The 14,040-nt window shown below is 39.8% G+C and carries 16 protein-coding genes; 6 read left to right on the top strand and 10 right to left on the bottom strand.

Translation table 11 applies throughout. The annotated features are described in order from the left end of the window. Positions 1-38: 38 nt before the first annotated feature. The gene (locus tag LVD47_RS07185) at positions 39-815 is read right to left on the bottom strand and encodes a DUF3307 domain-containing protein (protein WP_236974888.1); all 777 of its coding nucleotides are present in this window, start codon (positions 813-815) and stop codon (positions 39-41) included. 2 nt (positions 816-817) lie between these two features. Continuing rightward, positions 818-1,489, bottom strand: coding sequence for a hypothetical protein (locus LVD47_RS07180; protein WP_236974887.1), 672 nt, complete (start codon positions 1,487-1,489; stop codon positions 818-820). A gap of 138 nt (positions 1,490-1,627) precedes the next feature. Here LVD47_RS07180 and LVD47_RS07175 point away from each other — a divergent pair, with 138 nt between their 5' ends. Both LVD47_RS07175 and LVD47_RS07170 read left to right on the top strand, forming a co-directional pair. Continuing rightward, positions 1,628-2,074 (top strand): MarR family winged helix-turn-helix transcriptional regulator, encoded by a 447-nt coding sequence (locus LVD47_RS07175; protein ID WP_236974886.1) that lies wholly within the window; start codon positions 1,628-1,630, stop codon positions 2,072-2,074. Between the two features lie 69 nt (positions 2,075-2,143). Continuing rightward, positions 2,144-2,692, top strand: a complete 549-nt coding sequence (locus LVD47_RS07170; RefSeq protein ID WP_236974885.1) for a YceI family protein — start codon at positions 2,144-2,146, stop codon at positions 2,690-2,692. Between the two features lie 448 nt (positions 2,693-3,140). On the opposite strand, the gene LVD47_RS07165 is transcribed toward LVD47_RS07170, so the two are convergent. Together LVD47_RS07165 and LVD47_RS07160 are read right to left on the bottom strand one after the other, a co-directional pair. Next, positions 3,141-4,232 (bottom strand): family 10 glycosylhydrolase, encoded by a 1,092-nt coding sequence (locus tag LVD47_RS07165; RefSeq protein ID WP_236974884.1) that lies wholly within the window; start codon positions 4,230-4,232, stop codon positions 3,141-3,143. Continuing rightward, a complete protein-coding gene (locus LVD47_RS07160) occupies positions 4,225-5,154 on the bottom strand; it encodes a carbohydrate-binding family 9-like protein (protein WP_236974883.1) in 930 nt (309 codons plus the stop codon). Before LVD47_RS07160 ends, LVD47_RS07165 begins: the two co-directional genes overlap by 8 nt. Before the next feature lie 381 nt (positions 5,155-5,535). On the opposite strand from LVD47_RS07160, the gene bcp reads away from it, so the two are divergent. Together bcp and LVD47_RS07150 are read left to right on the top strand one after the other, a co-directional pair. Further along, positions 5,536-5,988: a thioredoxin-dependent thiol peroxidase gene (bcp, locus tag LVD47_RS07155; RefSeq protein ID WP_369427756.1), complete on the top strand. Its 453-nt coding sequence runs from the start codon at positions 5,536-5,538 to the stop codon at positions 5,986-5,988. A 62-nt stretch (positions 5,989-6,050) separates the two neighbouring features. Next, the gene (locus tag LVD47_RS07150) at positions 6,051-7,472 is read left to right on the top strand and encodes a Gfo/Idh/MocA family protein (RefSeq protein ID WP_236974881.1); all 1,422 of its coding nucleotides are present in this window, start codon (positions 6,051-6,053) and stop codon (positions 7,470-7,472) included. A 19-nt stretch (positions 7,473-7,491) separates the two neighbouring features. Here LVD47_RS07150 and LVD47_RS07145 read toward each other — a convergent pair whose 3' ends face one another. From LVD47_RS07145 to LVD47_RS07130, 4 genes are all read right to left on the bottom strand, one after another. Then, positions 7,492-8,034: a hypothetical protein gene (locus tag LVD47_RS07145; protein ID WP_236974880.1), complete on the bottom strand. Its 543-nt coding sequence runs from the start codon at positions 8,032-8,034 to the stop codon at positions 7,492-7,494. A 4-nt stretch (positions 8,035-8,038) separates the two neighbouring features. Continuing rightward, positions 8,039-8,422: a DUF3127 domain-containing protein gene (locus LVD47_RS07140; protein ID WP_236974879.1), complete on the bottom strand. Its 384-nt coding sequence runs from the start codon at positions 8,420-8,422 to the stop codon at positions 8,039-8,041. A 555-nt stretch (positions 8,423-8,977) separates the two neighbouring features. After that, complete coding sequence (locus tag LVD47_RS07135) at positions 8,978-9,928, bottom strand: electron transfer flavoprotein subunit alpha/FixB family protein (RefSeq protein WP_236974878.1); 951 nt, start codon at positions 9,926-9,928, stop codon at positions 8,978-8,980. Positions 9,929-9,956: 28 nt separating this feature from the next. After that, entirely contained in the window at positions 9,957-10,697 is a 741-nt protein-coding gene (locus LVD47_RS07130; RefSeq protein WP_236974877.1) for an electron transfer flavoprotein subunit beta/FixA family protein, read from the bottom strand. Between the two features lie 127 nt (positions 10,698-10,824). On the opposite strand from LVD47_RS07130, the gene LVD47_RS07125 reads away from it, so the two are divergent. Further along, entirely contained in the window at positions 10,825-11,151 is a 327-nt protein-coding gene (locus LVD47_RS07125; protein ID WP_236974876.1) for a hypothetical protein, read from the top strand. Here LVD47_RS07125 and dapF read toward each other — a convergent pair whose 3' ends face one another. Both dapF and LVD47_RS07115 read right to left on the bottom strand, forming a co-directional pair. Further along, positions 11,152-11,973, bottom strand: a complete 822-nt coding sequence (gene dapF / locus LVD47_RS07120; protein ID WP_236974875.1) for a diaminopimelate epimerase — start codon at positions 11,971-11,973, stop codon at positions 11,152-11,154. Then, positions 11,970-12,152, bottom strand: coding sequence for a hypothetical protein (locus tag LVD47_RS07115; protein ID WP_236974874.1), 183 nt, complete (start codon positions 12,150-12,152; stop codon positions 11,970-11,972). The genes dapF and LVD47_RS07115 overlap by 4 nt, the downstream gene beginning before the upstream one ends. A gap of 438 nt (positions 12,153-12,590) precedes the next feature. Between LVD47_RS07115 and LVD47_RS07110 the strand changes: the two genes are divergently transcribed. After that, positions 12,591-14,015, top strand: coding sequence for a S1C family serine protease (locus LVD47_RS07110; RefSeq protein WP_236974873.1), 1,425 nt, complete (start codon positions 12,591-12,593; stop codon positions 14,013-14,015). Positions 14,016-14,040: the final 25 nt, after the last annotated feature.

Here is a 14,040-nt window from a genome sequence, read left to right as displayed (position 1 = left end):
TAAAAAGGCGATAGAAATTGCATAATGGAAAAACACATTTATAAATAGCTTAAGAGCGCATTTACTCCCAGACCAATAGCCACAACGGTAGTAAAACTCAATAAAGTACCGATAAGTATATATTCCGTTTTTTTGTGCTCCAATCCCTTACTCAAGTCCCCAAACCGGAATACAGACTTGGCCCCAATTAAAAACCCAATTGCTGTGTACTGCCCCATCAACAAAAAAGTCAAAGCCAATATCCTCTCAAGTTGTCCAATCGTTTTTCCGGCATTTGGCAATCCAGCATTCCCGGTAACGGGGTCAAATACCTTCTGCCAATCCCTTGTAGACAGGTCAATAAATACGGAAGCCGGTTCAATTATTATATAAAATCCCAGTAACACGACCAATCCTTTTATCCAGAGGGTACTGGATATGCTATCTCCCGGCGGTGCAACCTCTGATGCCAATCGCCAAACCAATATAATCAGGAAAATATGCAACAGCTGGTCCCACAAAAATGTAATGCCCTTTTGCATACTGATTCTATTACTATCAACCGTATTCTTCTCGTAATAAATTTTTAATACATCAATACTAAAATGCCCTATAGAAATCACCAGGGCCAGTGCGGCAATTAACCCGTAATTAGTGATACCTCCCACTGTCAATATCGCTATGTTTAAAAAAAAGTGGACAACAATATGCCAATACAAAAATTTTGATTTCAATCCCTTTTCCATCTTGTCCTCAACCCACCCTGAGGGCTGAAAAGCAAAATCACCGGCAAAGTGTGCGAATAATAATAAAACCAATACGGGAATGGATGACATGATTACTGTAATTTTAGTTTTATGATTGAACGATATCTTTCCAGCGTCATTTCCAACACTTCAATTTCTGCCCCATGCAACCGCCTGTTAACCGCTGGTTGTGATATCTTGAGAATTGACGCCAACTCTGTTTGGGTCGGGTGATGTAATAAATATTCAAGTACGGTTGTTGCAGTGGCAGGGGTCCACAACCTATGTAATATAATATCCAGGTATTTGGCCATTAAATCCAGCTCCGCCTGTATTGACTTCCAGGGTGTAGCAAATGCTAAAAACCTTTTATCAATTTTATCCAGCAACCTGCCCGATTTGATAAAAGCCTCCCCGTTGGATTCTTCCACAGTATCGGCTTTATAACTTACAGTACCGATTCCTATGGCCATTCTACAATCCCATGAAGTACTTTCCTCACTACTGCTTACCGATTTTATTCTCCCCCCTTTCAACGCCGCCTTTATTAATATACCCAGTAATAAACCATCCTCCGCCCTGGAAATACATTGAAAGCTATCCCCGCGATAAATGGCATAATCCCCGGTCCCCAGCCACCCTTTTCCCTGAAATTCATCAAATATATCATACAATATTTGATGGATCACTTCATACGGATCCCCGGCTCCCTTTTCAAGGTCCCGAGATGAATCTACTATATCACCTGTAATTACCGAATACATCCTCTAAATATAAAACTTAATAGTTATAATACACAATTATAATTCAAAAACATTATAAATGTAGATTATAACCTTAAATAATTATATTGTAATAATTTGTTTAAACAATTATAAAATCCAATCATTTATGATATTACAATGGGAATAGCAAAAGATATAAAGCAACCTGAATTTAAAACCAGTCGAGAAAAAGCACTGACCAATTTGCTGTATACATTTCACTGGTACCACAACCGGGAAAATAAAATATTTAAATGCAAAGATTTGACGGCACAACAGTTCAATGTATTGAGAATTTTAAGGGGTGCTTACCCCGATTATCTGAATATGGGAAAAATTAAAGAAGTAATGCTGGACAAAAATCCGGATGTAACCCGGTTATCCAATCGATTGGAAAAGAAAAACATGGTTGAAAAAAAACAAAACAGCGAAAACAGAAGAGAAATATTAATCAGAATTAATCAAAAAGGCCTGGATACTTTAAAAAGTATAGATCCATTGATCAGTCAATTAATTAACGAAATCGGGGTATCTGAAGAAGAGGCTGAAAAATTATCTTGTCTATTAGATAAGATGCGGGAATAAAAAAATTTAAAACTTTATTCGTTTAAACAAGTTAATAAAATTTAATAAATCAACAAAACTTTTAAAATTATGACTGAGACACAGAAAAAGACTACATGGACAATAGATCCGTCCCACTCAGAAATTGCATTTAAAGCCAGACATTTAATGATCACCAATGTAAAAGGTTCATTTAGCGAATACAGCGGAAGCGTCGAATCTTCAGGAACCAATTTCGAAAATGCAGAAGTATCATTTAGTATGGCCCCATCTTCCATCAATACCGGGGACCAAAAAAGGGATGAACATCTCAAAAGCGCTGATTTTTTCGATGTAGAAAACTACAAAGAAATCACTTTCTCCGGCCACACAGTGAAAAAGGATAATGAGGGCAAATATGGCTTAAAAGGAGACCTTACCATTTTGGGGAAATCCAATCCAATAGAACTGGAAGCAGAATTTCTTGGGCTGGCAAAGGACCCCTGGGGAAATAGTAAAGCTGGATTCGAAATTAAAGGAAGTATTAACAGGAAGGAATGGGGACTTAACTGGAACCAAACCCTGGAAACAGGTGGCGTTCTGGTATCTGAAAAGATAAATATAGCGTGTGAAGTTCAGCTTTTACAGGATGCAGAATAATACCGAATCAAACATAAGGTTCTATAAATAGGGAATACCTTTTCTGTAAGTACTTACCTTAATTTCCACCCTGGGTTGGCACCCAGGGTTAATTATATTTCGCTTCCCGACAATTTCATGTCGGGACACGCTCTTCAGAGCTCTTTTTTCTCTGTCGAACTCACGTTACCTTAGGAAGGCAACCTGGGTGAATAAGACTCTCCAGAGCGAAGGTCAAAACTATTTGTCCGGTACGCACAGAAGATTCAAGTCTATAGCAGCCCGTATAGCCATAGCTCAATACTGTCCACTATTGGATATACTCATCAATTATCTACTAATCAGGATTGAGAACTGCTCCTAGAATAAAACTTTGCTGTACCATAGGCCATTCGGCGGGGTACAGCATTTTACTTATAACCAAACGGGTTTCTTAAAACCTACCACCATCAATAATACGGTGTAAACTTTAAAACTCCCGGTGTTTATCAATGATATTGAGGATGGTATCATCGATATTGCCAAAAATGGACACCCCTCTTACACCAGCGTTCTTAGCTGAAAGAATGCCAGTCTCAATCTCTTCCTTATTATGAAAATCAGGCAAAAATATCCCTGCATACATGGGAAAATCGCCCCTCAAGACCCGTAAACCATCCATGGCAGCTTTGCCAATCCAATGGGGAGGTTCCTGATAAAACCCGTGGTAAATCATAGGAAAAACAGCATCCAATGGCCAGTTTGACCAATCCTGCCGGACCAATCTCCGGGCAATTTCGGGTGTGGGGAAAACAGCTGCAGAGATTGGTTTTTTATGGTCTTTTGCTTTACCTGCGATGGCAGTGACTATTTCAGTAATGCTGTCATACCGAAATTGCCTCCAGGAATCTTGCTGGCCGGGGTATTTCAGGTCTGTAAGAGGATCTTTCCCGTATAACCTGGCATACTGTTCACGACAATCACTACAATAACAAAAATCATATTCGGGTGTTTCCTTTTGCTGCACAATGTCATATGTATCCCAAAGGTTAACCGCCAAAATGACATCACAAAATCGTACATAATCAAGGTGAATACCATCGACATATTCCTTTTCCAAAATTTCCCGGCTCTGCTCCAAAAGATAGTCTTTCACTTCAGGTTTACTGGGACACAACCATCTGTAATAATTTACATAAGGCGGGTGCTCCGCACAAGATACTCCCTTGCGATTTACCGCATACCAATCCGGATGGTTATCCAACAGATAACGTTCACCCCTGTTCATCGTCCACATCCACCTATGTGCTTGCATTCCGGCCTCCTTAGCGATCGAAAAATGTTCCTCACTGTCACTTTCAAACATAATTCCCCTAATGCCTTTTTCAGCATATTTTCTATATCGCTGCTGGATCTCTTTTGAATTCTCCTTTACGTTTGGACGGGTCCAAATATAAAAACCTTTCTCAAAGAAACTATTATCACCTATTTTATTGTCATCTGTCGACCTTTTGAACCAATTAGAGACCCCGGAAGACAACATCCCTCCACCGGCTATTTTAATAAAATCCCTTTTATTCATAATATTTAGTTTGTAAATTCCCTTTGTGATCCAGTACAAAATAATAATTTCCTTCCGAAGGATAAAGTTTTACATAAAACAGGTCACTATCCATATAATCTTCCCAGGTCCAACTATCATCAATCGCACCAGCTACATTAAACCCTTCATAGGTTCTCTTCCTGTTGTAATATTTCATTAATTCGTAATACAAATCCCAAACTTCAAATTTTTGCCATTCTTTTATTGCTATAGAATAATCCTTTGCTTCTTTTGTAAAGAATAAATATCCCCATTGTTCAGGGTAATGCATATCAACAATACCTTGCGGGGACCAAACCCAATTATTTTCCGGAACCAATGATCCATTATTTTTTCTTTTGCGAAAATAGGCCCCATTTAAAACCTGATGTTCCCATTGAACCCGCGAAAAATTTATCCTCCAAAACCTTCCTTCCACCGGGACAATAGGCTTCCCATAAAAGGCCAGGTCTGTATATGGTATCTTCATTTCCAAAGACCATCCACTATCTACATCACCCGGTTCATTTATTGTTCCCTGAATATCTACGGCACTCTCTACTTCCGTTGCATCCCATTGGATCAATGCTTTTCCCCCATTACGGTAGGGTTTGGTCATTAACAAATCCAATACCGTATTTCTTGCATTTAATTCGAATTCAAAATATTCATCACCAGCAGCATCCGGCTTGACAAAAACCTCAAAATCATTATCCCTGTATACTATCGCATCCCTCCGGGTCAAATTAGCCCATACATGCGGCTCTTCCATCTGAGCAAAAATATATAAATGCGCCTTGCTCCAAAGCATCTTAAACCGGGTCCCCCAATACGGTTTTTCATGATCCACCCCCTCAATATCCACAAACATTTCACTCCATTCTGCCTTTCCCCATAAAGCCTCTGCCTTTCCATCTATCACTATCGTGTCAGAAATAAAATTACAGTTATATACCCGGGGTTAACCGATCAAGGTATTCATAATAATATGTACACCTATCATTAAAATAATCCGCTGAAACATGTATAAATTTTATCTATATACTATTGAACAAAAATGAAACAATTTTCTTATTATCCCGGAGACGTTTTGGTTTGACCGGGAAGCTGTACCTATAACAATGGTGTATTTCGAAGTAGAAAACAAATATAAAAAATTGATACTCCGCCCGGTATTACTAACGGATGATAAAAACGGTTATCTTGTACAGAAAAAAGGTAGAACGTATCCCTGTATGCCCTGTTCATCCGCGACCTTTTGGATCAGGCGTCAAACGTATATCTATTAATGTAATAATAAATGATGACAAAATTAAACACAGGCGAAAAAGCACCTGACTTTTCAGGAATCGATCAAAATGGCAACAATATTTCCCTTAAGGATTTTCAAGGGAAAAAATTGGCTTTGTTTTTTTATCCCAAAGACAACACCCCTGGCTGCACAAAAGAGGTTTGTAATTTAAGGGATAATTACTCCCAACTACAAAATGAAGGGTACGAAATTATCGGGGTCAGCGCAGACACTGAAAAGTCTCACAAAAAATTCTCCGACAAATTTGATTTGCCTTTTCCACTTATAGCAGATACTGAAAAAAAGATTATTAACGATTATGGCATTTGGGGAAAGAAAAAATTCATGGGACGGGAATACGATGGAATTCACCGAAAAACTTTTTTGATCGATGAAAATGGAATGATTGAAAAAATTATAGAAAAGGTAAAGACTAAAGACCACGCAGCTCAAATTCTGGCCTGACTTTTGGGATCGATTAAGTGTCCTGGGTAGTTTACAGGGCGTTCTTATTAAAATAGTCAAAAATGAAAAGTGTATCGGCAAAGGCGTACAAATCCAGAAGAGGGTTCATAAAAGATATGGCGTATTCCTCAGTGGGTTTCACGATAATACCAAGGCATGTAATGGGTGGTAAAGATTATGTCGCACCCAGTGACAAGGTGGTCTTGGGGATAATTGGTGCCGGTGGAAAAGGCCGTCAAAATACATCAGCATTGTTGGAATTGGAAGATGTTTCGATGGCAGCATTGGCTGACCCGGCAGAATATTGGAACCTCGAAGACTTTTACTACAGATCCGAGGCCGGTCGTGGTCCTGTAGAGGAAATGATCAATAAGCATTATCAATCTTCTATTCCCAACTATTCCGTAAAAGCATATAAAGACTTTCGTGTAATGTTGGAAACGGAAAAAGATATAGATGCTATAGTATGTTCCACACCGGACCATACACATGCCTATATTTCTATTCTCGCAATGCAGATGGATAAACATGTGTATTGCGAAAAACCCCTTACTCACAACATTTGGGAAGCCCGTAAAGTCCGGGAATTGGCCACAGCGAGGGGATTGGCTACGCAAATGGGCAACAGCGGCCACAGTAGAGATGGTATAAGAAGTACTGTAGAGTATATTCGGGCAGGTATAATTGGTCCGATAAAAGAAGTTCACGCCTGGGTGCCGGCTACCCGTTGGTTGCCGGGCAGAGAAGGGTTACCAAAAGGTTCAACGCCATTACCAGATGGCATGGATTGGGATCTGTGGCTGGGTCCTACCGAAAAGATACCTTATCATTCTGATTTTAGTCCAGTAACATGGCGGGATTTTTGGATTTTTGGATGTGGTGCTTTAGGGGATTTTGGTTGTCATGACCTGGATGCAGCTACCTGGGCACTTAATTTACAGGCCCCGGTTAGTGTAGAAGTCAAACCCGCTGGCCTTTCCAATTCTGAAATAGCACCTTATGGTGAAATAGGATACTACAAATTTGATAAAATGGGTGATCAAAAAGAAGTTGATCTGACGTGGTATTCCGGAGGATTACAACCACCCAGGCCTGAATTATTACCGGATAATGAAGAACTTCCTCGAAGAGGAACTATGTTTGTCGGTGAAAAAGGCCTCATCCTCAATGATGGAGGGAATCGATTTCCAATCGTCTACCCCGAATCCCTGAGGGAATCCGAACGCCCCGCTCCTACCATCCCAAGGTCCAATGGTCACTTCAGGGATTGGATCGACGCGATAAAGGACGGTAGTGAATCAAGTGCCAATTTTGCCTATGGGGCCCGCTTGACGGAAATTACCTTGCTGGGAGTTCTTTCCCTTAGGCTGGGTGGACAAAAAATTTATTGGGATGCAAAAGCTATGAAAGCAATAGGACTGGACAATGCAGATAAATTAATCCGGGAACCGGTAAGAAAAGGATGGGAATTCCCTGACCTATAGACTTTCCATGTTTTGGGATTTACTGCCTGGGTACAACATGCAAAATGGGTATAAAGGTAATGGCCAGCTGCATAGCCACTGACAAGTCGGGAATATTATTTTCTATAATCCAGTCCCGCCTATCCCCTTCTACATACGTATAAAAAAAGAGAGTATTATTTCTCCTGCCTGCTTCCCATTGTTCGACATCCCCGGATCGGATCGTTTCCACATCTACAGACCTCCTTCCGTTATTTACTTCCCATCGGTTAAATTCATTTGGGAATATCGTCCGTATATGAATGATTTCATCATTCCCAATCACTTCCCATAGATTGGGATCATTTTTATTCCTGAGTTTAATCCATCCCGTATGGTCCCCTAGGGCGTATTGCCATTCTGACCAATCATTCATAGCCACCCAGGTTCCTTCCACCACCCCTGTTAAATCAGGAGCATTTGTAATGATCTCCCATTTTCCAAAATGACGGTCCTCAACAGTTGATAATCCAACTATGGTCTGACCTGGCAAGCCATAATAAAAACCAATAAAAAGGTATAGAAATATAAATCTCAAATTCATATTCCTAGAACGGCAAATCGTCCTCCGGCATTTCCTGGGTAAAATTATTGTCTTCTCTTTCATCCGTAAAAACAAAGTCTTCCTCTTCAGGGAAACCGTCCCCTCCCGGACTAACAGGCTGCGGCAATTCAAGTTTCCACGCATTTAAATTGGTGAAAAACTTGCCATTCCATTCCCGTCCACGCAAATCAAAATGAACTTTTACATCGCTACCTTCCTGAAAGGTATCGAGCAGACCACATCGGTCCTGAGTCAATTGAAATTTCAATAATTGAACATAATTATTATCATTTACTTCGAGGATGAATTCCCGCGCACTAAAAGATTGTGTCTTTGCTTCTGTTTCAAACTTCTTATATAACTTTCCCTGGATTTCAAAAGTTGCCATAACGTATTATTTTAAATTCAAATATAAGTATTTTGCTGCGACATAACTAACGTGAACTCGATGAATAATTGTTTTTGTCATTTTTTTTTTTGCGAAAAAAAGCAATGGCCCAGGCATCACTGTGTCGAAATCAATGCCTGAATCGACGATCTCAATTGTTTACCACCCTGGGGTTCCTCACTGGATTACTAATATTTCGCTTCCAGAATAATTTCATGTAGAGACAGGCGCTTCAGTACTCTTATTTTCTCTGTGGTACTCACGTTAATTGTTGTCTATGCGGTATTAATCAGCAAGCACTACCGCAGAAGAATTCCCATTACACACCAGGTCTATCATCCCTTTACCCCTTCATGTCCCATTACAGGGAAGGACGACACTTCCCGTTGAATAAGATTATCAACGCCAGTTGATACCTTGATATTTATCCGATTTATGTATATGGATATGGCAACCGGAAATTTAAAAGTTCCGGAGTATTTACCTTCACTTTATTCCTTTCGGGTACCAGTCCCCCAACCCGGTTATGCCTTCGTCTCTTTGTTCGTACCTATTCTACGCTCCTTTATATTTCTTGACAGCTTCCGTCAATCTTGGTACTACATCAAATAAGTCCCCAACTACCCCATAATCGGCCGCTTTGAAGAATGGAGCCTCCGGATCTTTATTAATGACCACAATCGTTTTGGAATTATTTACACCCCCGAGATGCTGAATGGCCCCTGAAATTCCAATAGCGATATACAAATTAGGCCTAATGGTAATTCCCGTCTGCCCTACGTGCTCGTGGTGCGGTCTCCAATCAGAATCAGAAACCGGGCGGGAACAAGCTGTGGCTGCACCGAGAACCCCGGCTAAATCTTCCAGTATATTCCAATTTTCAGGACCTTTGAATCCGCGTCCGCCAGAAACTACCAACTCAGCTTCAGGCAGGGGAACACCACCGCTTATTTTATCCTGGCGTATAACCTCCACCCTGGAACCTCCATCTGATGTGACAATTTCAGTATCAATAGTATCCACAGGTGCTTCCTCTATTTTGATGGAATTACTTTGTAGTCCCAACACTTTCTTTTCCCCGGGAACTTCTACAACGGCCTCCGCTTTTCCGGCAAAAACCGATTGGGATACCTGGAAGGGCTCTAAAGAGCTGGGCAGGGCATTCACTGAATTCACGACACCGGCACCGCACAATATTCCCAATTGCCCTGCAATACTTTTCCCCGTTGAATTATACGTTAAAATAACGGTGGAAGCATCCACTTTGCTACAGACCCCGGCTATGCCTTTGGCAAGGGATGCACTATCACCGGTATTACTTCCTTCTAGAAGATAGGCTTTCCCGATTCCGTAGGTTTTTAACACTTCCACATCAGGGCTTCCATTGACGACTGCCGCGAGTGGAGATTGGGTCTGTTCGGCTAATTTCCGTCCATAGGTAATGGCTTCAAGTGTATTCTTTTTAAATGTACCTTCTATATTTTCGCAAAAAACTAATATTGACATGGTTATATTTTTAAAACTATGAAATGGGTTAAATCACTTTGGCTTCTTCGCTTAACAAACGAACCAGTTCATCCATATTTTCGGGGTCTACATACGTAATTTCCGTATCTTTCTCCGGTTTTGAGAACCCGACAAAATTCACCTTCGGAGCGGTCTCTTTTGCCTCCACTACCTCAAGCGGTTTGCGCTTTGCCATCATGATTCCGCGCATATTGGGTATTCGTTGTTCTGCCAGGTCTTTGGTTGCACTCAGTACCAAAGGTAATGAGGCTTTTACGATCTCCACACCCCCTTCAATCTCGCGGGACAGTGTAGCTTCACCATTTTCGTACTCAAGATCAGAAACAATACCGACAAACGGCCAATCCAACAATGCGCTCAACATTGGCGGAACCAATCCACTGTTATAATCAACCGTTTCCTTGCCCGTAAAAATAATATCATAATTCCCAGATTTAGCAAATTCGGCCAATTGAAAGGCCGTTTCGTCCGCCGTCTTGGGTTCAAGATCAATTCTGAATGCTTTATCAGCACCAATAGCCAATGCCTTTCGAATCACTTGTTCAGAACTTGAATCACCCACGCAAACAACGTGAACTTCCCCGCCTTCTTTTTCTTTCAGTTCAAGCGCTCTGACCAGAGAATACCACTCGTCATAAGGATTCATGATGTACTGTACACCTGTATCATCAAACCGTGTATCGTTATCTGTAAATGAAATTTTGGCTGTAGTCTCTACGGCCCTAGCTATACAAACTAATATATTCATATTATTAAGTTTATTATTTATTCATTATTATCTTTACCAACATTAAAGATAATAACATGAACTAAAATTAGGTAATTTATATATTATTATTTACAACAAATTAATTATCAATTAAATACGATTAACTGTGAGTCAAAATAAAATACAATATCTGGAAGATTTAATTGCTGAAGACGGTAGGGATGCCTTTCCTTATTTTGCCCTTGCAAAGGAATATGAGAAAATTGGAGAAAAGGAAAAAGCTTCTTTCAACTACAAAAAATTAATCTCCACTTTCCCTTCATATAGTGGCACCTATTATCACTATGCTCAATTTTTAATCACTAATGAAAAAACAGATCTTGCAAAAGACATTATCACTACCGGCCTGGAGGTATTGAAATCACAAAAAGAAAACCATTTATATAATGAACTTTCCGGACTCTACCTTCAGTTTTTCGAAGAAGATATATAATTAAGCAGGGTTGTTATTTTCGATCTTTTCCAAATCTATGCACCCATCAAATACTTTTTCTCCTTTTCCTACCAACCAAATATTGCTAAACACAGAACCATCGTATTCAAATTTCACTTTTAAGTCCCCACCTTTTGTGTGGACCTTTACTTCCAATTCCCCGGAAGCAGCAGATCGACCGTTTTGCAACACATGAAAGCTGAGCGCACTTGCCGTCACTCCCGTTCCACAAGAAAGAGTTTCGTCTTCCACTCCCCTTTCGTACGTAGCTACTTCAAGAAAATCAGATTTATTTTCTACAAAATTAACATTAATCCCTTCTTCCGTAAATCGCGGAGAATAACGAATAACCTTACCCGCCTCTACAATGTCGATATCATCGATATCTTCTACCAGTGTAACATAGTGCGGCGAACCCGTATCCATAATCGTCATTCTATTACCCAGTTCAAAGGTTTCCACATTCGACATTTTTAATTCCACTACTGAAGTTTCAGGCATAATTCGGGCTTCATGCATACCATCATAGGCCATAAAACGACATTCTCCGGAAGTAAAAAAACCATTACTATAGGCAAAGGTGACGGCACATCTCCCCCCATTACCGCACATACTTCCGGGTTTACCATCTGCATTATAGTATAACATTTCAAAGTCCGCTTCTTCACTATCCGAAACGACAATAAAACCATCGGCCCCTATTCCGAATTTCCGGTCACAAATAGCCCGTACAGCAGCATAATCAGACCTGTCAAAGTCCTCTTTATTACCATTAATAATTACAAAGTCGTTGCCTGTTCCCTGGTACTTGGTAAAATTCATTGTGTAATAATATTAATCCGTTTATCATCTTCCACTACTACGTGTTTGCTATCACAATATCGCAAACTGATCATAGCCAGAAAAAAGAGAACAATAATTATTAATCCAAATAAACTAAATTTATTCCCCCAAATATTCGAGAACATCGACTTTCCTTCATTATTATTGTTTTCTTCCATTCTATCATTTTGTATGATTTCGCAAAGTTATATTTTATTCGGTATATCCAACCACAAAATCGTTTAAAAACACTTTCACCCCGAAAATACTACCGAATTTTTCACCCAACATACATGCATATTACAAATATTTACAACGCAAATTAACAACATGTAAAATAAAATATGTCCATCACCATTCACACCCCAATATGGGTAACGAATATATTGCGATTGCCGGTCCTGTATTAGCGAGATTGATCATAGGTCCTGTGCGTACAATCAATCATATCCCTTCTTCTCTCGAAACCTTTCGGGGTTACAGGAAAAAAGAGGGTCAAAATGTATGGGCATTCTTTTGAATTTTCTGGATTTAAAGTTCATATTGTGATTATAACCATTCTCACCAAAAAGATGTTTATTTTTATCATAGATTATGAACTGAAGGAACAAAAATAAATGAAATCCAGCTTGCGATATTTTTTTACCGCTCTATTAGCTTCCCTTTTTACCATTGGGTTATTCAAAATATTTGATAAACCGGAAACAATTATTATTCGGGAGAGAATCCCATCCACTTCCCTTATTGACCAAAATAAACTTGGTGGTTCTGCGTCGGAATTTGTAAAAAGGAATGTAAGCACGTATAAAGTTCCCGTCAACAAAGACATTTTTGATAATAATTTAAAGGCACTGGTCCAGATTAAATCCGGGAAAAAGAAATGGTTTGGTAAATTTTATTCTAATAAAGTAAATCAAAATGGATCCGGCGTAATCATTTCAGATGATGGGTATATAGCGACCAATTACCACGTAATTGAGGACAGCGATGATATTGAAGTCATCATGTGGAACAAAAGATCGGTATCTGCAAAATTAATAGGATTTGACGCTAAAACAGACCTGGGGCTCCTGAAGATTGAGATGGATAGTCTGCACCATATTGAATTTGGGAATTCGGACCATTTGTCTATTGGTGATAAAATTTTTGCCCTGGGACATCCATTCAAAATGGATGCTACCGTAACTGAAGGCATTATTAGTGGGAAGCACAGGCAATTGGGACTCAGTGACAATCCTAATTTTATGGAATCATTTATCCAGACCGACGCTGTTATAAATCCGGGAAATAGCGGCGGCGCTCTTATCAACCAACACGGCCAGCTAATAGGCATCAATACGGCCATACTTACCCGCTCCGGGAATTTTGAAGGGTATGCATTTGCCATACCTTCCAATCTGGCGTATAAAATATTAACGGATTTAAAGGATTATGGCTATGTAAACAGGGGGATCCTGGGGATAAAAGCCATCTTTTCTAAAATAGATGAATTTGCCCTGTCCAAAAAGTATGCATCCGGGGCCAGAATTGAAGATGTGGAACCCAACAGCCCTGCCGACTGGGGCGGGCTCCGTAATGGAGATTATATCCTCGAACTCAATGATCAGCAATTGCAATCCATCAATCATTTGAAAGAAATATTGTGGAGTATTGATCCCGGCCACCCCCTCTCTCTGGTATATCTTAGGAATGCAACATTAGACACATTGACGGTAAATCTCATCCAGGAAAGCGATAACCCCGATTACCCTCTATTACTGAAATTCGGTATAGAAATACGCGATCTTCAGGAAAATGAGATTATGCAAAATCAAATTAACGGCATTCGTATAGAAAGTATATTTCGCGAAAGTATGGCGGAATCACTCAACATCAAACCAGGATTTATAATAATGCGTATTAATGACAGGGAAGTTTTTAACACCGTATCCTTTTACGAAAAATTTACCCATTCTGGAGATGACATCGTAATAGCAGGTAGGTATCCGGGAGAGAAACAAACGTATTATTACAGCTTTAATATTAATCATTTAGTCCGGTAATAGCCAAAATCCTTACATTTGCCGC

Origin of the sequence: Membranihabitans maritimus, assembly GCF_021729145.1 — a bacterium.
In the GTDB taxonomy this organism is placed as follows: domain Bacteria; phylum Bacteroidota; class Bacteroidia; order Chitinophagales; family Saprospiraceae; genus Membranihabitans; species Membranihabitans maritimus.
The sequence above is the reverse complement of the archived record's forward strand: the minus strand, read 5'-3'. Positions and strand labels throughout refer to the sequence as shown.

Bases quoted from the DNA above. Each gene is read 5' to 3' on its own strand.
- LVD47_RS07185 (WP_236974888.1), bottom strand. From the start codon at position 815: ATGTCATCCATTCCCGTATTGGTTTTATTATTATTCGCACACTTTGCC.
- LVD47_RS07180 (WP_236974887.1), bottom strand. From the start codon at position 1,489: ATGTATTCGGTAATTACAGGTGATATAGTAGATTCATCTCGGGACCTT.
- LVD47_RS07175 (WP_236974886.1), top strand. From the start codon at position 1,628: ATGGGAATAGCAAAAGATATAAAGCAACCTGAATTTAAAACCAGTCGA.
- LVD47_RS07170 (WP_236974885.1), top strand. From the start codon at position 2,144: ATGACTGAGACACAGAAAAAGACTACATGGACAATAGATCCGTCCCAC.
- LVD47_RS07165 (WP_236974884.1), bottom strand. From the start codon at position 4,232: ATGAATAAAAGGGATTTTATTAAAATAGCCGGTGGAGGGATGTTGTCT.
- bcp (WP_369427756.1), top strand. From the start codon at position 5,536: ATGACAAAATTAAACACAGGCGAAAAAGCACCTGACTTTTCAGGAATC.
- LVD47_RS07150 (WP_236974881.1), top strand. From the start codon at position 6,051: ATGAAAAGTGTATCGGCAAAGGCGTACAAATCCAGAAGAGGGTTCATA.
- LVD47_RS07145 (WP_236974880.1), bottom strand. From the start codon at position 8,034: ATGAATTTGAGATTTATATTTCTATACCTTTTTATTGGTTTTTATTAT.
- LVD47_RS07140 (WP_236974879.1), bottom strand. From the start codon at position 8,422: ATGGCAACTTTTGAAATCCAGGGAAAGTTATATAAGAAGTTTGAAACA.
- LVD47_RS07135 (WP_236974878.1), bottom strand. From the start codon at position 9,928: ATGTCAATATTAGTTTTTTGCGAAAATATAGAAGGTACATTTAAAAAG.
- LVD47_RS07130 (WP_236974877.1), bottom strand. From the start codon at position 10,697: ATGAATATATTAGTTTGTATAGCTAGGGCCGTAGAGACTACAGCCAAA.
- dapF (WP_236974875.1), bottom strand. From the start codon at position 11,973: ATGAATTTTACCAAGTACCAGGGAACAGGCAACGACTTTGTAATTATT.
- LVD47_RS07115 (WP_236974874.1), bottom strand. From the start codon at position 12,152: ATGGAAGAAAACAATAATAATGAAGGAAAGTCGATGTTCTCGAATATT.
- LVD47_RS07110 (WP_236974873.1), top strand. From the start codon at position 12,591: ATGAAATCCAGCTTGCGATATTTTTTTACCGCTCTATTAGCTTCCCTT.